This window comes from Serratia sp. NA_13 (genome assembly GCF_052691735.1).
Window position 1 is genome coordinate 135,456 of the sequence record NZ_JBQZFV010000003.1, and the last position, 16,112, is coordinate 151,567.

The 16,112-nt window shown below is 55.7% G+C and carries 17 protein-coding genes; 8 read left to right on the forward strand and 9 right to left on the reverse strand.

The genetic code is table 11. The features are described 5' to 3' along the window. Window positions 1-2 precede the first annotated feature (2 nt). The 5 genes from paaE to paaA are packed head-to-tail and all read right to left on the reverse strand — an operon-like array spanning window position 3 to window position 3,582. Window positions 3-1,061: a 1,2-phenylacetyl-CoA epoxidase subunit PaaE gene (gene paaE / locus ACUTSU_RS07325; RefSeq protein WP_174353668.1), complete on the reverse strand. Its 1,059-nt coding sequence runs from the start codon at window positions 1,059-1,061 to the stop codon at window positions 3-5. An 8-nt stretch (window positions 1,062-1,069) separates the two neighbouring features. Continuing rightward, on the reverse strand, window positions 1,070-1,567 hold the full coding sequence (gene paaD, locus ACUTSU_RS07330) for a 1,2-phenylacetyl-CoA epoxidase subunit PaaD (RefSeq protein ID WP_445650438.1): 498 nt from the start codon (window positions 1,565-1,567) through the stop codon (window positions 1,070-1,072). 9 nt (window positions 1,568-1,576) lie between these two features. Next, entirely contained in the window at window positions 1,577-2,335 is a 759-nt protein-coding gene (paaC, locus tag ACUTSU_RS07335) for a 1,2-phenylacetyl-CoA epoxidase subunit PaaC (protein ID WP_445653969.1), read from the reverse strand. A gap of 8 nt (window positions 2,336-2,343) precedes the next feature. Further along, window positions 2,344-2,631 (reverse strand): 1,2-phenylacetyl-CoA epoxidase subunit PaaB, encoded by a 288-nt coding sequence (gene paaB, locus ACUTSU_RS07340; RefSeq protein ID WP_017893307.1) that lies wholly within the window; start codon window positions 2,629-2,631, stop codon window positions 2,344-2,346. A gap of 12 nt (window positions 2,632-2,643) precedes the next feature. Continuing rightward, window positions 2,644-3,582 (reverse strand): 1,2-phenylacetyl-CoA epoxidase subunit PaaA, encoded by a 939-nt coding sequence (gene paaA / locus ACUTSU_RS07345; protein WP_445650440.1) that lies wholly within the window; start codon window positions 3,580-3,582, stop codon window positions 2,644-2,646. Between the two features lie 317 nt (window positions 3,583-3,899). On the opposite strand from paaA, the gene paaZ reads away from it, so the two are divergent. Together paaZ and ACUTSU_RS07355 are read left to right on the forward strand one after the other, a co-directional pair. Continuing rightward, window positions 3,900-5,972 (forward strand): phenylacetic acid degradation bifunctional protein PaaZ, encoded by a 2,073-nt coding sequence (gene paaZ / locus ACUTSU_RS07350; RefSeq protein ID WP_445650441.1) that lies wholly within the window; start codon window positions 3,900-3,902, stop codon window positions 5,970-5,972. A gap of 60 nt (window positions 5,973-6,032) precedes the next feature. After that, window positions 6,033-7,130: an AAA family ATPase gene (locus tag ACUTSU_RS07355; protein WP_445650442.1), complete on the forward strand. Its 1,098-nt coding sequence runs from the start codon at window positions 6,033-6,035 to the stop codon at window positions 7,128-7,130. Here ACUTSU_RS07355 and ACUTSU_RS07360 read toward each other — a convergent pair. Then, complete coding sequence (locus tag ACUTSU_RS07360; RefSeq protein ID WP_445650443.1) at window positions 7,127-8,023, reverse strand: Kdo hydroxylase family protein; 897 nt, start codon at window positions 8,021-8,023, stop codon at window positions 7,127-7,129. The two genes, ACUTSU_RS07355 and ACUTSU_RS07360, sit on opposite strands and share 4 nt — an antisense overlap. Before the next feature lie 321 nt (window positions 8,024-8,344). Next, entirely contained in the window at window positions 8,345-9,895 is a 1,551-nt protein-coding gene (locus tag ACUTSU_RS07365) for a sensor domain-containing diguanylate cyclase (RefSeq protein ID WP_445650444.1), read from the reverse strand. 185 nt (window positions 9,896-10,080) lie between these two features. Between ACUTSU_RS07365 and ACUTSU_RS07370 the strand changes: the two genes are divergently transcribed. Beyond that, a complete protein-coding gene (locus tag ACUTSU_RS07370) occupies window positions 10,081-10,275 on the forward strand; it encodes a hypothetical protein (protein ID WP_445650445.1) in 195 nt (64 codons plus the stop codon). A 54-nt stretch (window positions 10,276-10,329) separates the two neighbouring features. On the opposite strand, the gene ACUTSU_RS07375 is transcribed toward ACUTSU_RS07370, so the two are convergent. Continuing rightward, window positions 10,330-10,746 carry a VOC family protein gene (locus ACUTSU_RS07375; protein WP_445650446.1) on the reverse strand — a complete coding sequence of 139 codons (417 nt, stop codon included), beginning with the start codon at window positions 10,744-10,746 and terminating at the stop codon, window positions 10,330-10,332. A 271-nt stretch (window positions 10,747-11,017) separates the two neighbouring features. Between ACUTSU_RS07375 and ACUTSU_RS07380 the strand changes: the two genes are divergently transcribed. The 4 genes from ACUTSU_RS07380 to ACUTSU_RS07395 all read left to right on the forward strand — a co-directional run bounded on the left by ACUTSU_RS07380 (window position 11,018) and on the right by ACUTSU_RS07395 (window position 13,976). Then, window positions 11,018-11,791: an SDR family oxidoreductase gene (locus tag ACUTSU_RS07380; protein ID WP_445650447.1), complete on the forward strand. Its 774-nt coding sequence runs from the start codon at window positions 11,018-11,020 to the stop codon at window positions 11,789-11,791. Window positions 11,792-11,844: 53 nt separating this feature from the next. Further along, window positions 11,845-12,747: a LysR family transcriptional regulator gene (locus tag ACUTSU_RS07385; RefSeq protein ID WP_445650448.1), complete on the forward strand. Its 903-nt coding sequence runs from the start codon at window positions 11,845-11,847 to the stop codon at window positions 12,745-12,747. A 496-nt stretch (window positions 12,748-13,243) separates the two neighbouring features. Further along, window positions 13,244-13,492 (forward strand): GlsB/YeaQ/YmgE family stress response membrane protein, encoded by a 249-nt coding sequence (locus ACUTSU_RS07390; RefSeq protein WP_017893301.1) that lies wholly within the window; start codon window positions 13,244-13,246, stop codon window positions 13,490-13,492. 94 nt (window positions 13,493-13,586) lie between these two features. Then, window positions 13,587-13,976: a YidB family protein gene (locus ACUTSU_RS07395; RefSeq protein WP_445650449.1), complete on the forward strand. Its 390-nt coding sequence runs from the start codon at window positions 13,587-13,589 to the stop codon at window positions 13,974-13,976. Between the two features lie 3 nt (window positions 13,977-13,979). Here the strand turns inward: ACUTSU_RS07395 and ACUTSU_RS07400 are convergent, their stop codons facing one another. Then, window positions 13,980-14,912 (reverse strand): LysR family transcriptional regulator, encoded by a 933-nt coding sequence (locus ACUTSU_RS07400; RefSeq protein ID WP_445653970.1) that lies wholly within the window; start codon window positions 14,910-14,912, stop codon window positions 13,980-13,982. A gap of 115 nt (window positions 14,913-15,027) precedes the next feature. Between ACUTSU_RS07400 and ACUTSU_RS07405 the strand changes: the two genes are divergently transcribed. Then, window positions 15,028-16,080 (forward strand): SDR family oxidoreductase, encoded by a 1,053-nt coding sequence (locus ACUTSU_RS07405; RefSeq protein WP_445650451.1) that lies wholly within the window; start codon window positions 15,028-15,030, stop codon window positions 16,078-16,080. Window positions 16,081-16,112 lie beyond the last annotated feature (32 nt).

Genomic DNA, 16,112 nt, shown 5'->3' on the forward strand with positions numbered 1-16,112 from the left:
TCCTATACGTCAAAGTCCAGTACCACACCGTCGCCGCGCGGCCACGACTGGCAACTTAATACGTAACCCGCCGCCAGTTGATCCGGCTCCAGGCTGTAATTGACCGCCATATCCACCTGACCGGCCTTTAGCTGGCACTTACAGGTAGCGCATACCCCGCCTTTGCAGGCGTAGGGCAGGTCGGCACCCTGGCGCAGTGCCGCATCCAGAATGCTGTCATCCTGAGCGCCCACCTCGATATTCAACCGGCGGCCATCGAGCAAAATCTCAACCCGGGTGGCGTTGCGGTTGGCGTCATTGACCGGCCGGGCCACCATACCGCTGGTGTTAAAACGTTCGCTGTGAATGTGCCCGGCAGGCACGCCCGCCTGTTCGAGTACGCTCTGGGCATCGTCCATCATGCTTTCAGGCCCGCAGATAAAGGCGTGGTCATAGTCGCGGTAATTGAGTAATGCACCGCCGATCGCCAGCAGATGTTCACGGTCGATACGGCCGCTGAGCAGTGGGCTATCAAGATTTTCCTGGCTGAACAAGTACAGCGGCTGAAAGCGCTGGGGATAGCGGTTCTTCAAATCGGACAGCGCTTCTTTGAACATCACCGAACGGCTGCTGCGGTTGCCGTAAATCAGCGTGAAACTGCTGTTTGGCTCGAGTTGCAGCGTGGCCTTGATGATCGACAGCATCGGCGTAATGCCGGAACCGGCGGCAATCGCCAGATAGTTACCGCTGTTCTCCGCCTGTGGCTGATAGCCGAATCGTCCTTGCGGCACCATCACTTCCAGTGCGTCGCCGACTTTCAGCATGCGGTTAACGAACGAGGAGAAGCGGCCCTGATGAATGGCTTTCACGCCGATCTGCAGTAACCCTTCCTGCGGCGAGCTGCAAATGGAGTAGCAACGGCGCAGCTCTTCACCGTCGACCAGCGCCTTCAACGTCAGGTGCTGGCCGGGCGTATAGCAATAGTGACTTTTCAGTTCTTCGGGCACCCGCAGAGTGATAGCTACGGCGTCCGGCGTTTCGCGCTCGATGGCGGCGACGTTCAGGCGATGGAAGACCGTCATGGTTTTTCCTAAATGCATTTGAAGTAGTCGAAGGGTTCACGGCAATCGCAACAACGGTACAGCGCCTTACAGGCGGTGGAGCCGAATTCGCTGATTTTCTCGCTGTGGGTGCTGCCGCATCGCGGGCAGGGCACCGGGCCGTGTGCCTGGGGTTTGTCGCAGGTATGGCCCTGTGGCGGCGCGACGCCATATTCCCGCAGTCGCTCACGCGCAGCCGCATTCATCCAGTCGGTGGTCCAGGCCGGACTAAGACGGATATCCACTTTTACCGGGCTGAAGCCGGCCGCGGCCAACTGCTGTTCGATCGCTGCGAGCAAGAACTCGGTGGCGGGACAGCCGGAATAGGTCGGCGTGAAGGTAATACGCCAGCCGCAACCGTCTGCTGCTACGTCGCGCACCATGCCCAGATCGGTAATCGACAGCACCGGCAGTTCCGGATCGCTGATCTGTTGCAGGCAGTGCCAGATTTGCGGAATTTCAGCGGCTTGCAGCCGGGTAATGTTCATGACGGCCCCCTACCAGTTCGCGTTGGGATAGGCGCGTTGCAGAAACTGCATCTCCGCCAATAACGGGCCGAGGTGCTCGCTGTGTCGTCCCTGTTTGCCACCGTGGCGGAAAGCCTGTTCGCTCGGTAACTGCAGGCCGGCCTGTTGCAGCGTGTCACTCACCAGCGCCAGCCAGGGGGCTTCAAATTGGCGTGGATCGGCGGCGATGCCCTGTTGTGCCAGTTGCAGTTCCAGCTCATCGGCGTGGAACAGCTCGGCGGTAAAGCGCCACAGACTATCCAGTGACTGCTGAATTTTTTGCCGGCTGAGCGGGCTGCCGTCACCCAGGCGAATCATCCAGCCACGGCTGAAACGCAGGTGGTAATGGGCTTCTTTCAGTGACTTGGCGGCGATGGCGGCCAACTGCGCGTCGCGGCTGTTGCTCAATGCCTGATGCAGTTGCACGTGGTAGGCGTCAATCAGGAACTGGCGCACCAGGGTGTCGTTGAAACCGCCGTTGGGTTGTTCCGCCAGCAGCAGGTTGTGAAACTCGCGTTCGTCACGGCCAAAGGCCAGACGGTCTTCGCTGCAATGCGGCCCGGTCAGTTCAGCGGCGTAGCCGAGGAAGTTGCGCGCCTGGCCGAGCAGATCAAGGCCGATGTTCGCCAGCGCCAGGTCAATTTCCAGTTCCGGCGCGTGGCCGCACCAGGCACACAGCCGCTGGGCGAGGATCAGTGGCGTATCGCCCTGACGCAGGGCATAGGTGATTAGAGGATCGTTAAGAGTCATGGCCGCCTCTACATGTTCTTGATGCCGTCGGGAATGGTGTAAAACGTCGGATGACGGTAGATCTTGTCATCGGACGGATCGAAGAAGGCTTCACGATCTTCCGGCTGCGAGGCGATCAGATGGCTGGACTGCACCACCCAGATTGAGCAGCCTTCGTTGCGGCGGGTATAGGCGTCGCGAGCATTTTCCAGCGCCATCTGGTCATCGGCAGCGTGCAGACTGCCGACGTGACGGTGCGCCAGCCCTTGTTTGCTGCGGATAAACACTTCATACAGCGGCCATTCAACGTGTGTCATCATCGGTTCCTTTTATGCGGCGGTTGAGGTGTTTTTGGCCGCGTGGGCCAGGGCGCCTTCACGCACCCAGGCTCCTTCGTCCCAGGCGCGGCGTTTGGCCTGCAGCCGTTCGTGGTTGCATTGCCCGCGGCCTTTAATCACCTCGTGCAGTTCACTCCAGTCGATTTCGCCGAAGCGATAGTGGCCGCTGGCTTCATCCCAGGCCAAATCGGCATCCGGGGCGTTCATCCCCAGGGCTTCCAGTTGCGGTACGGTATTGTCGACAAACTTCTGCCGCAGCTCGTCGTTGCTGTGGCGTTTGATCTTCCAGGCCATGCTTTGCGCGCTGTGGGGTGAATCGGTGTCGCTTGGGCCGAACATCATCAGCACCGGCCACCAGAAGCGATTAATCGCGTCCTGCAGCATGGCTTTTTGCTGTTCGCTGCCGTTAGCCATCGCCATCACCGCCTCATAACCCTGGCGCTGGTGGAAGCTCTCTTCTTTGCAAATTTTCACCATCGCCCGTGCGTAGGGGCCATAAGAAGCGCGGCACAGGGCTACCTGATTGACGATAGCCGCGCCGTCGACCAGCCAGCCGATCACCCCGATATCCGCCCAGTTGAGCGTCGGGTAGTTGAAGATCGAAGAGTATTTCATCTTGCCGTCGAGCATTTTCTGGTAGATGTCCTGGCGTGAGCAGCCCAGGGTTTCGGCGGCGCTGTACAGATACAGACCGTGACCGGCTTCGTCTTGCACCTTGGCCAGTAACACCGCCTTGCGGCGCAGCGTCGGCGCTCGCGTCAGCCAGTTGGCCTCCGGCAACATACCCACCACTTCGGAATGAGCGTGTTGGCCAATCTGACGGATCAGGTTTTGGCGGTAGGCATCCGGCATCCAGTCTTTGGCCTCAATAGAGGTATCCGCCGCAATCTTGTCGTCGAAGTGTTGTTGATATTGCGCGTTAGTTGTCATTTTTGCCTCTTGTTGATTCGTATTTTTAATGTTTAATATAAAAAATTGAATCATGTTAAGTAACCATAAGGCTACAAACTGATAACAAAAAGATCAAACGACATTTATGTGGTTTTGCGATAATAATCACAGGTTTATTTTATAAATTATTGTTATTTATGTTTATTTTAAAGTTACTGGCAGCGAAAAATAGCCTGTTTTTCGAGATTAAAGGTCGTGATGTTTTTCTTTTGTTAAATTTATTCAGGAGAAAGTTGGACAATACCTGATACGTAATTAATTATTGTTGTGTAAATTTATGAATTACGGAGGAGCAAATGCAGCAGTTACACAGTTACCTTTCTGGCGGCTGGGTGTTCGGCCAGGGCACCGCCCGCGAAATCCATCACGCCGTTACCGGCGAACCTCTGTATCAGGTTTGTTCCGACGGGCTGCCGCTGGCCGCCAGCCTGGAGTATGCACGCAGCCGGGGTGGCAAGGCGCTGGCGCAGATGACTTTCCAGCAGCGCGCACAGATGATGAAAGCGGTGGCCAAGCACCTGTTGGCTCATAAAGAAGCGCTGTATGAAATTTCGTACCAGACCGGCGCGACCCGCAGTGACGGCTGGGTGGATATTGAAGGCGGTATCGCCACGCTGTTCGCCTATGCCGGTCTGGCGGGGCGTGAATTGCCGGACGATACCCTGTGGCCGGAAGACGAACTGATCCCGCTGTCCAAACAGTCGCAGTTCGCCGCCCGCCATGTGCTGACTTCGCGTCCTGGTGTGGCTCTGCATATCAACGCCTTTAACTTCCCCTGCTGGGGGATGCTGGAAAAGCTGGCACCGACCTGGCTGGCGGGGATGCCGGCGATCATCAAACCGGCAACCGCCACCGCGCAGTTAACACAGGCGATGGTCAAATTGATTATCGACAGCGGCTTGGTGCCGGAGGGCGCGCTGCAGCTGGTGTGCGGCGGTATCGGCGATATGTTTGAACATCTCGATTATCAGGATGCGGTGACCTTTACCGGCTCGGCGCAGACCGGTCAGCAACTGCGGGCCCATCCGCGCCTGCTGGAAAAATCCATTGCCTTCACCATGGAGGCCGATTCGCTCAACTGCTGTGTGTTGGGGGAAGATGTGACGCCGCAAATGCCGGAGTTTGCGCTGTTTATCAAAGAAGTGTGCCGCGAGATGACTGCCAAGGCTGGGCAAAAATGTACCGCTATCCGGCGGATTATCGTGCCGGCAAAGTGGGTGGCAGAAGTACAGCAGGCGCTGTTGCAGCGCCTGGCCGGTATCACGGTGGGTGACCCTAAACTGGAGCAGGTGCGCATGGGCGCGCTGGTCAGCTACGAACAACGCAATGACGTACAGCAAAAGGTCGATTTTCTGCTGCATAACGGCTGTGAACCTTTGTGCGGTGCTGTGGCGGATAAACTGACTGTGATGGGAGAAAATGCAAATAACGGTGCATTTTACCCGGCTACCCTGTTGTACTGCGCCGATCCCTTTACCCATCAGGCGGTGCACGGTACCGAAGCCTTTGGCCCGGTGGCGACGTTGATGCCTTACCAGCACACCGAACAGGCGATCGAACTGGCGTTAATGGGCCAGGGCAGCCTGGCGGGATCGCTGGTGACCGCCGATGAAACTCTGGCAACGCGGTTTATCCGTGCGACGGCCTGCGCCCATGGCCGTATGCTGATTTTGGATCAACAGGCGGCAGTAGAGTCCACTGGCCACGGTTCCCCGTTACCGATGTTGGTGCATGGTGGGCCAGGGCGAGCGGGGGGCGGCGAGGAACTGGGCGGATTACGGGCGGTGAAACATTATATGCAACGCACGGCGATCCAGGGCAGCCCGGCGATGATGGCGGCAATTGGCCGTGAGTGGGTACGCGGGGCGACGGTGATTGAGGATCCGGTTCATCCGTTCCGTAAATACTTTGAACAACTGCGGCTGGGTGAAAGCCTGCTCACCGCACGGCGTACCCTGACCGAAGCAGACATCGTTAACTTTGCCTGCCTGAGCGGTGACCATTTTTATGCTCATATGGACAAGATCGGTGCCGCCGAATCCCTGTTTGGCGAACGGGTCGCGCATGGCTACTTTGTGGTTTCTGCTGCTGCCGGTCTGTTTGTCGACCCAGGTGTGGGGCCGGTGATTGCCAACTACGGCATGGAAAACCTGCGTTTTATCGAGCCGGTGAAAATTGGCGATACTATCCAGGTGCGGCTGACCTGCAAGAAGAAAATCCGCAAGCCGCAGAAAACCGCGGAAGATCGTCCGCATGGCGTGGTGGTATGGGATGTACAGGTGCTTAATCAGCATCAGCAGGCGGTGGCGTTGTACAGCATTCTGACGCTGGTAGCACGCCAGAAAGGGGATTTTGAGGCGGCAAGCTAAAGACGGCGGGGATGGCAGCTATGTTAAGATACGCTATCCCTTTGACTAAAAATTGTGCCTATGACGATCCAACAACTCCAGCTAAGTGGTTTCCGTTCTATCCGCAACCTGAAACTGCAACTGGGCCGCCTGAATGTGATCAGCGGCCCGAACGGCTGCGGTAAATCCAACCTGTATAAAGCGGTACGGCTGATCCACGAGGCGGCATGTGGGCGCCTGTCTACGGCGCTGGCCGAGGAGGGCGGCATTCAGAAGGCGATGTGGGCCGGAGGATTGCGCCCGGGCGATCGGCGGGGCGATCCGAAACGGATGTTGCTGTCTGCCACCCTTGAGGACTTTGATTATCAGTTGCAGCTGGGGTTCCCCGATCCTACCGACAGCCTGTTTCAACTCGATCCGCTGGTCAAAGAGGAGTCGCTGTGGGTAGCTGGCCATGGCCGTCGCCCGTCGACGAGGGTGCTGGAGCGGCGCAATCAAAGCGCATTCCTGACGAATATTCAGGGAGAACGCACGACTTATCCCGCCAGTTTACATGCGGAGGAATCGGTGTTTGGTCAGCTTGCCGACCCCCACCTGTATCCCGAGGTGTCGCAGGTGCGGGAAAACCTGCGCCAGTGGCGCTTTTATCATGAGTTTGCCGTTTGGCCCGGTTCACCACTGCGCGCACCGCAGGTGGGCATCCGCGCGCCGGTACTGGCGCATGACGGCAGTAATCTGGCCGCCGCTTTTGAAACCGTTTGCGAGATAGGCAACGGGGAGTTGCTGCATGAGATCCTGGGGCAGGCCTTTCCGGACAGTCAGTTTGAAATACAGGCACCGCAGGGGCGTTTTCAGCTATTGATGCATCGGGCCGGGATTTTACGGCCTTTGGACAGTGCCGAGCTTTCGGACGGTACGCTGCGTTTTCTCTGCCTGGCCGTGGCGATGCTTAGCCCACGCCCCCCGGCATTTATGGCCTTTAACGAACCGGAAAACAGCCTGCACCCGCAGTTGCTGCCGGCACTGGCAATGCTGATCGCCGAAGCCAGTCGATACAGCCAACTGTGGATCACCAGCCATTCACCACAATTGGCCGAACTGATTGGCCGCCACAGCCTGGTCACACATTATCAACTGGCGCAGCAACAGGGGGAAACCCTGCTGCTAACCGCGGATTAAATCAAGGGTTTGCGCAACAGCGTTTCCAGCATTTTTAGCGGCGACTGCCGTGGGTTTTTCATCGCGCTGACCGGCAGCAGGAAGGTTTGTTCCAACATAAACTGGCCGGCCATCGCTGCGTGCGGCGTCTGATCGGAAAAACAGATCCAACTGCTGCCCGGCGGCAGGTCGAGTGCCAGCTGTGGGCCTTGCTGCTGGTAGTATTGGTCGGCTTTCATTGCATCGTGCAGGTGCAGCATCAGGTGGTCGTAATGGCTGCGGCGGCGTTTGGTGATGCCGACCTTATGCTGCAGCCAACTGCTCAAGGGTGAATAGCGCGGTAGGCGCGGTATAAAACGTCGTGCCAATTGGGGGAAAGGTTCACCGACGCGCCATTGGCGATGCTCACCATGCGGATTGATGTTGGTAAAAATACGCAGGATGCGCTCACCCTGATTGGGGCGTGATGGGAAGGCGTCAACGTGCAAACGGCTGTCGTCCTTACGCCATGAGTTGGTCGCACGCCAGGACGAAACCGGGTGCAGGCGCAGGCTGTTAACCGGTGAATGCAAGGTTTGCTGATAATGAGGCAGTAAACCGGCGATTAACTGTCGGCAGGCCTGATAATAACGGTGCAGCAGTGCCTGTACCTGTGGTCGTTGCGCCGTTATCGTTACGCCAGATAATTTTTGACTTTCTGGCCAATAGCTGATGTTTTTACGTTTTATATCCACCAGTGCGGGATCCAATAACGTTATTTCATCGGTTAACAATGGAAATTTTAATTCGGGCAAAAACAATACTTTTCCTTGTTCCAGCGCCAGGGCGGCAGTGTGGGAAACTGGCAGAGTAGCACTGTCCCACTGTCGTTGTGGCAATGTCATCAATGCCTGTTCCGGCATAAGGCTATCCATAAGCATCCTATCTCCTTGCAATGTAGGGATATTTTAATTTTTTATATTTGAATGGAATTTATAACCAGCGGGAATTATTCCCGAATTGAATTCGTGGATAATAAGCTGGATTTAATAATGGTAGCATTATTAAAACTCACCAAACACTAAACAGAAATTAAACGATATGCTAATCGCACGAAAGGGCAAAAATAGACGTAAGCGGAATTAATGGGTTTGTTATTGGAAATTAATCAAAAGCATCGAGCAGGCATGATAATTCTATTATTTGGCCTGGTCTTTTTATCTGGAGCCGCCTTTTGCTAAAGGCGGCTCATTGGGTCAAGCGGAGTAAATGCGGTTTTTGCCCTGGGCTTTCGCTTGGTAAAGTGCGCTGTCAGCCTGATTGATAAAGCTCATCGGCGTGTCGTTATACATATGCGGCACCTTGGCGTAGATCCCTATGCTGATGGTGATGATGCCATGCGGGTTGCCATCATGAGGTATTTTTAGCGCCCGCACCGCTTCGATGACGCGTTCGGCGAATACCAGTGCACCCTGGGCGTCGGTGTCCGGCAATATGATGGCCATTTCTTCGCCGCCGTAGCGGGCCATGATGTCGTTGCTGCGGCTGGCCATTCCCTTGAGCATTTGTCCGATCTGTTGCAGACACTGGTCGCCGGCGACATGGCCATAGATGTCGTTATACTGCTTGAAATAATCGATATCCAACATCAACAGCGCCACGCTGCGGTAGTTGCGTGAGGCGCGCATCTGCTCATTCTTTAAGGCGAAATCAAACTGGCGGCGGTTGGCCAGCCCGGTCAGTCCGTCCAGCAAGGCCAGTTCTTCCAGGGTTTGGTTGATACTGGTGAGCTGATCGCGAGTGCGCATCAGCTCGGCTTCGGTGCGCACGCTGTGGTTAATCTGACGCATCAACACCGTCCCCATGGCCAACAGGATGGCAAGCAGGGTGGCGCCACCCAGAGCAAACAGGCCGGAGTCGTTGCGCCAACCAGCCAGCACATCTTTTTTCGACAACCCGACAGCAATCACCAGCGGATAGCGGTTAACCCGTGAATAGCCGTAAATCCGTTCTACCTTGTCGTAGCGCGAGGTAATGGTGGCATTGCCGAATTCGGAGTGTGGCAATATTTCCCGGAACAGCACGCCCTCGGAAATATTCTTGCCGATGGCCGCCAGGGAATAAGGGCGACGGTAGAGGATGATACCGTCGGCCAATAACAGATTGAGTGAAGCATCGCTGTTTAGCGCAAAGGTATCGTAAAACTGGCGGAAATAGTTGATATACAATGTGGCCAGCACGACTCCGGCAAAGCTGCCGTCCGGGTGGTTGATGCGGCGTGACACCGGAATGATCAAATCGCCGGTAGAGCGGCTGCGCACCACCTTGCCGATATAAACTGCATTACTGTTGTGCTCGAGGTGATATTTAAAATATTCCCGGTCGGCATTGTTGGCGTTTTGTACCAAGCGGCCCGATGAAGTGACGATCCAATTGCCTTGTGCATCGTAAACAAACAGCCCGTGCAGCTGCGGCAGGTTACCCACCTGGGTTTGCATCACTTTTTGCAATCGTAACAGTTGTGGGCTAGCCAGCCCGTCAACCTGAATGCGTTCACTCAGTTCGGACAACGTGCTGTCGGTCTGCATAACGGTGTCATCGGCATGCTGCGCCAGCGCACGGGCCAAATTGGCCGATTCATACTCGGCACTTTGCAAGTCGCGCTGATGGGCATTCCAAATTTGCCAGGCGTTAAACAGGATCAGCGTAACGGCAACGATGACGACAAACACGCCGGCCTGAAATAATAACGGGGAGTTTTTACCGTTGCGAGGCCGTTCGGCATCCTGCAGTTGCTGCTGTGTCATGTCACCCTTGCTGTACAATCTTTAAATCGAGGTAAGAACAATCCTGCATATTATTCGTTAATCACCTGGACCACTACACATTAAACGGTGAAAATGAATAAGTTGTTGAGGGCAGAGGAAGAATATATTGGCTCCGATTATACCCTCCGCATTAAACCTACGGAGAGAATACAGGGATCGCTCGCATGTCTGACTACATCATTATTACTTTGCTGACGCTGGTGGTTTATTACCCGGTGACGCTGGGAGTGCTGGCGTTAATGATCCTGTTTGCCTGGCGGCAGCGTAAGTCACCGTACTGGCGTTTGGGATTGGTGCTGCTGGCGGCGCTGTTCGTGCTGTTCGCCATGGCGGCCTATGACTGGTATCACTACAACTGATAGTTGATGCCAGGGTGCCCGCGATCAGAGGCGGACACCGAGCGGGATGACGAACTATTCAACGTTAATCATCCAATTGACGCCAAACTGGTCGGTCAGCATACCAAAACCTTTGGCCCAGAAGGTGGACTGATAAGGCATGGTGACCTGGCCTCCTTGCGACAGTTTTTCAAACAGTTCGCGCCCTTGATCAACGGTACTTGGGTTGAGTGACAGGGCAAATCCCTTGTGTGATGCGTCGGCACCATCCTGCGGGCAGCCATCCGAGGCCATCAGCGCGGTGTCGCCTATCAGCAACCGGGCATGCATGATGGACTCCGGATTGACGTCTTGAGGGTTGCCCTGTTTGGCTTCTTCGGGCATCTCTTTGTAACGCATCATCATTTCAAGCGTGGCACCCAACTGCTGCACGTAGAAGTTCACTGCCTGTTCACAGTTTCCGCTAAAGAATAAGTAGGGTTGAATCACCATGACATTGACCTCTGTTATGACCCGTCTGGGCGTTTAGTGGCCTACGGCGGGCGGGAAACAATAGTTTCTAATTGCGACTATTGCTGTTGGAAACTTACAAGTGTAGTGCGATTTCCGCTGAATGCTTGGCTGCCGATCACGCTGTGGGCATTTTTCGCCCACCTGGAAGTATTGACCAAAAAACCAGGATGGTTCATCCCGGTTTGGACAGATTATCTGAGCGGTCACAGTTCCTATACTCGTTACAACCTTCACTAACGGAGTCACTGTAATGAGCAAGCAATCTTTGAATGGAAAAGTGGTGTTGATCGCTGGCGGTGGGAAGAACCTGGGTGGCTTGGTGGCGCGCGATCTGGCGGCCAGTGGGGCAGCAGCGATAGTGGTGCATTACAACAGCGATGCGACCAGGGCGGCAGCGGAGGAAACGCTGAAGGCGGTTAACGCGGCGGGCGCCCAGGCGATAACGGTGCAGGGCGATCTGACCAAGCCTGGCAACGTGGCGCAGCTGTTTGAGCAGGCAATCAAGGCATTCGGCAAAGTGGATATTGCCGTCAATACTGCCGGCCTGGTGATCAAAAAACCGATTGCCGAGGTGACCGAAGCGGATTACGACAGCAGTTTTGACATCAATTCCAAAGCGGCTTTCTTCTTTATCCAGCAGGCAGGCAAGCATTTGGCCGACAACGGTCGCATTGTGTCCATCGTCAGTTCGCTGCTGGCGGCTTATACGCCGTTTTATGCCGTCTATCCGGGCAGCAAGGCACCGGTGGAGCACTTTACCCGCGCCGCCTCCAAAGAGTTTGGCGAGCGGGGCATCAGCGTGAATGCCATCGGCCCTGGCCCGATGGATACGCCGTTCTTCTACGGGCAGGAAAGCAAAGAGGCGGTGGAATATCACCGCAGCGCCGCGGCGCTGAGCAAGTTCTCGAAAACCGGCCTGACCGACATTGAGGACATCGCGCCGATCGTCAAATTTCTGGTCACCGACGGCTGGTGGATCACCGGGCAGACGCTGTTTGCCAACGGTGGCTATACTACCCGTTAATATCAATTTTGCTGCGGCCGGTGCCGCAGCTTGTTTAACAGGATGCACTGCCGGTGGATAAAATAGGGAGATTGCGGGTCTTTATCCAGGTGGCCGAAGTGGGCAGTTTTATCCGGGCTTCGCAGATCCTGCTGATGCCAAAAACCACGGTTTCGGCCGCGATCCAGCAATTGGAACATGAAATGGGCGCCCGCCTGTTTCATCGCACCACTCGCCGGGTACAACTGACCAGCGACGGTGAACTGTTGCTCGAAAAGGCACGCAGCCTGCTGTTTGACGTGCAGGCATTGGAAAGTCTGTTTCATCGGCAAAACGGCCTGATCGGGGGGCGTTTGACGGTTGATGTTCCCAGCCGTATCGCCCGGAGAATGATCGTGCCGGCGCTGCCTGACTTTTTTTTGCAGTATCCCGAAATTCAACTGTTTCTCAGCGCCAGCGACCGTTCAGTTGATCTGATCCAGGAAGGGATCGATTGCGTGGTGCGTGTCGGTAGCCTCAACGACAGCAGTCTGGTCAGTCAGCCGCTGGGCCGCCTGAGTATGATCAACTGTGCCAGCCCGGATTATTTGCAGCGCTACGGGATCCCGGAGCAACCTGCCCAGTTGGAGGATCACTGGGTGGTGGGCTATGCGCAGCCGACTTTGGCCGGGGCAGATACCTGGGTTTGGCAGCGGGGCGATCAGCACATGGAAAAAATCTTGCGTAGCCGGGTCACGGTAAACAATGCGGAAAATTATATTGGGTGCTGTCTGGCAGGGTTGGGGATGATTCAGATACCGCGCTTTGATGTTCAGCACTACCTGGAGGACGGGAGCTTGTGTGAGGTTTTGCCGCAGGCCCGGCCACCGGCAATGGGCATTGCCTTGCTTTATCCCCATCGTCGTCAACGTTCGGCGCGTTTAACCGCATTTGCCGAATGGTTCAGCCAGTTAATCAAGCCGTTTTGCGAGACCTGAGGCCTGCTGGCTAATGGGATTTTTATCCAGGTGAACCCCTATTTCTTCTTGGCTTTCAGGTAATTAAATTTCTGTAAAAACAAGACACAATTAAAACTGCCAAAAAAGTGACAAAGGATGTGTAACATTACATCAACAGCAGGGCGACTGAGCCATTCCAGGCTGCCGCCAGGGCATAAATTGCGGCCAGTATCAGCAGAAACGGCGTGTTGGTCATGCTCGGTCTCCGGCGCGAAGCCTCGCCTGTCGTTATAGCCTGTACAAATGACAGCGAGATGAATGCGGCTAATTTTTGCACAGACAAATTCAGACGGACGGAAATGGGTAAACTGCTGATATTTGACTATAGTAGTTGTGTGAAGACGCGTGTTTATCGAGGTTTACCCTGTATCGTTCTACCGTTAAGGGAAGGGACAGGTGTAAAAGTACCGAGCAGGCGCCGTAGTGGGTCTGGTGATAGGGTTTCTTAAGGCAAAAGGTAATAGGGAGAGTAAAAATGGGCATTATTTCCTGGATCATTTTTGGGTTAATCGCCGGTATCTTGGCTAAATGGATCATGCCGGGCAAAGACGGTGGTGGCTTTATCGTGACCGTCATTCTGGGGATTATCGGTGCAGTTGTCGGCGGCTATATCAGTACCTTCTTCGGTATGGGGCGCGTTGATGGCTTTAATCTGGGCAGCTTTGTTGTCGCAGTTATCGGTGCCCTGGTGGTGCTTTTTGTCTACAGAAAGATCAGAAACTAATCAGATGCTGATCAATGGGGTCGCTGCGGCGGCCCTTTTTTCGTTAAATCACAAGGGTCGAGCGGCCTGAGCCGACGGCTGGAAGGGGATTACCATGGGTCTTTTTGATAGCGTATTGGGTAACATTCTCGGCGGTGCCAACGGTGGTAAAGGCATCGATTACGTCGCCATTATGCAATGGGTTGAGCAACAGGGTGGTCTGCAGGCTATCCTGGACAAGCTCCGTCAGGGGCAATTCGGCGATGTGGTCGGTTCATGGCTGGGCAACGGTGAAAACCAGCAGATCAACGGCGATAACGTGCAGCAGGCACTGGGCAGCGACGCCATCAACCAACTGGCCGAAAAGCTGGGCGTCGATCCGGCTCAGGCATCCGCCACTATTGCGCAGTTCCTGCCAACGGTCGCTGACGCCGCATCGCCAAATGGCGAAGTGCAGCAGGACAGTAATGAACTGGGCGATATGGTCGGTAAACTGTTCAAATAATGGTTATGCCCCCGGCCTCTGGTCGGGGGCATAGTTTAACGTCATGCCTTCAATGTTCCTCAATGCCGTCAGCAAATACTCCACCCAGGCCCGCACCTTACCGGGAATAAAGCGCGCAGCGGGATAAACCGCATGCAGCGCCATCGGTGGATAACGCCAGGCCGGCAAAATGGGCACCAGTGTGCCACTCGCCAATTGCCGACCGATCAACGGTCGCTGTGCGCCGCCAATACCCAGCCCCGACTCAATCGCCGCCAGCAGTGAAAATGTATTGTTAGCGCGAAATACCGGACGCAGCTCCACCATCTCAGGGCCATGTGGGCCGATTAACGTCAGCGTGTCTGCGTCGCTCAGACCGCTATAGCGGATGTGTGGATGGGTTGCCAGCTCTGCCAGGGTTTGCGGTTCACCCTGTGCCGCCAGGTAGGCCGGCGAGGCCACCAGAATACGTTGTAACTCTCCCAGCCGTCGCGCCACCGTGCCAGGTGAACTCAGTTCGCCAAAGCGGATCGCGACATCAATGCCTTCACCGATCACATCCGCGCGACGATCGTCCAGTAGCAGCTCGATGTTCAGTTGCGGATGTTGTTGCTGAAAGGCGATCGCCAGCGGCGTCAGGTGTTGTTGGCCGAAACCTGTTGGTGCATGGATGCGTAACGCCCCTTGCAGCCGCAGGTTTTGGCCATGTAACACTTCTTCCGCTTCACCCATCGCCGCCAGAATCGGTTTGATTTGCCGATAATAGCCTGCGCCGGCATCGGTCAGCGTAACGGCGCGGGTGCTGCGAAACAGCAGTTGTGCGCGCAACTGTTGCTCCAGGCCGGCAATCTGTTGGCTGACCGCCGGTTGTGTCAGGCCCAGATCGCGAGCGGCGGCCGATAGGCTGCCCAATTCGGCTACCCGAACAAAAGTCTGCATGGCGTTTAGCTTGTCCATCGGCCCTCCATCTATAGATTTTACTTATAAGTGATAGTCATAAACCCCATCTACCGCAAGCTTAACTAATCAATCACAGTGAAAGTCTCAATAGATACTGAAGCGGAGACATAACATGCAAAACGAAAAACTGGCGTTGGTGGTCGGCGCTAACGGCGTTATTGGCGGCAAGCTGATTGAAGAGCTGGAACAACAAGGTTGGCAGGTGATTGGTCTGTCGCGGCGCGGCGGCGTTGATCGGCCGCAGGTGCGTTATCTGGCGGTCGATCTGTTGGATGCACAGGCAACGGCTGATGTCTTGCGACCGCTGACCCAGGTCAGCCACATTTTCTACGCTGCCTATCAGGATGCACCGGACTGGGCGGGGCTGGTGGCGCCAAACCTGGCGATGTTAAGCAATGTGGTGGAGGCGCTGGAACCGGTGGCGCACGGGCTGGAGCACATTAGCCTGATGCAAGGCTATAAAGTGTATGGTGCCCATTTGGGGCCATTCAAAACCCCGGCACGCGAGAGTGATGCCGGGCACATGCCGCCGGAGTTCAACCTGGAGCAACAAAGCTATCTTGAACAGCGTCAGCAGGGGAAAAACTGGCACTGGAGCGCCATTCGCCCCAGCGTCGTTGGCGGCTTCTCGCTTGGCAACCCGATGAATCTGGCGCTGACCCTGGCCGTTTATGCCTCGATCAGCAAGGCGCTGGGGCTGCCACTGCGCTTTCCCGGCAAACCTGGGGCTTACCACAGCCTGCTGGAAATGACCGATGCCGGGTTACTGGCGCGGGCTACCCTGTGGGCGGCGACGGAGCCGGCGGCGGCTAATCAGGCATTTAACATCAATAACGGTGACCTGTTCCGCTGGAGCGAGCTGTGGCCGAAAATTGCCGGCTATTTTGATCTGGAAGTGGCGCCGCCGTTGCCGATGCCGCTGGAGTCGGTGATGGCGGATAAACGTGAGCTGTGGCAGACGTTGGCGCAACGGCATGATTTGGTCGAGATGGATTACCGTGCGGTGGCGAGTTGGCGTTTTGCCGATTTTGTTTTCTCGTGGGATTACGACATGTTTGCCGATGGCAGTAAGGCACGTCGTTTTGGCTTCCATCAATTTGTCGAAACCGAAGCGATGCTGTTCTCGCTGTTTGACGAATTTCGCCGTCGCAAGATAATTCCTTAAGTCGGCTGGCGGGACGGGCGTTTTTTATGGCA

What these genes read in the sequence shown, in the direction of transcription:
- ACUTSU_RS07395 (WP_445650449.1), top strand. Translation starts at nt 13,587, where the DNA reads ATGGGTCTTTTTGATAGCGTATTGGGTAACATTCTCGGCGGTGCCAAC.
- ACUTSU_RS07400 (WP_445653970.1), bottom strand. Translation starts at nt 14,912, where the DNA reads ATGGACAAGCTAAACGCCATGCAGACTTTTGTTCGGGTAGCCGAATTG.
- paaA (WP_445650440.1), bottom strand. Translation starts at nt 3,582, where the DNA reads ATGACAACTAACGCGCAATATCAACAACACTTCGACGACAAGATTGCG.
- ACUTSU_RS07370 (WP_445650445.1), top strand. Translation starts at nt 10,081, where the DNA reads ATGTCTGACTACATCATTATTACTTTGCTGACGCTGGTGGTTTATTAC.
- ACUTSU_RS07380 (WP_445650447.1), top strand. Translation starts at nt 11,018, where the DNA reads ATGAGCAAGCAATCTTTGAATGGAAAAGTGGTGTTGATCGCTGGCGGT.
- ACUTSU_RS07375 (WP_445650446.1), bottom strand. Translation starts at nt 10,746, where the DNA reads ATGGTGATTCAACCCTACTTATTCTTTAGCGGAAACTGTGAACAGGCA.
- paaE (WP_174353668.1), bottom strand. Translation starts at nt 1,061, where the DNA reads ATGACGGTCTTCCATCGCCTGAACGTCGCCGCCATCGAGCGCGAAACG.
- paaZ (WP_445650441.1), top strand. Translation starts at nt 3,900, where the DNA reads ATGCAGCAGTTACACAGTTACCTTTCTGGCGGCTGGGTGTTCGGCCAG.
- ACUTSU_RS07360 (WP_445650443.1), bottom strand. Translation starts at nt 8,023, where the DNA reads ATGGATAGCCTTATGCCGGAACAGGCATTGATGACATTGCCACAACGA.
- ACUTSU_RS07390 (WP_017893301.1), top strand. Translation starts at nt 13,244, where the DNA reads ATGGGCATTATTTCCTGGATCATTTTTGGGTTAATCGCCGGTATCTTG.
- paaD (WP_445650438.1), bottom strand. Translation starts at nt 1,567, where the DNA reads ATGAACATTACCCGGCTGCAAGCCGCTGAAATTCCGCAAATCTGGCAC.
- paaB (WP_017893307.1), bottom strand. Translation starts at nt 2,631, where the DNA reads ATGACACACGTTGAATGGCCGCTGTATGAAGTGTTTATCCGCAGCAAA.
- ACUTSU_RS07405 (WP_445650451.1), top strand. Translation starts at nt 15,028, where the DNA reads ATGCAAAACGAAAAACTGGCGTTGGTGGTCGGCGCTAACGGCGTTATT.
- paaC (WP_445653969.1), bottom strand. Translation starts at nt 2,335, where the DNA reads ATGACTCTTAACGATCCTCTAATCACCTATGCCCTGCGTCAGGGCGAT.
- ACUTSU_RS07355 (WP_445650442.1), top strand. Translation starts at nt 6,033, where the DNA reads ATGACGATCCAACAACTCCAGCTAAGTGGTTTCCGTTCTATCCGCAAC.
- ACUTSU_RS07365 (WP_445650444.1), bottom strand. Translation starts at nt 9,895, where the DNA reads ATGACACAGCAGCAACTGCAGGATGCCGAACGGCCTCGCAACGGTAAA.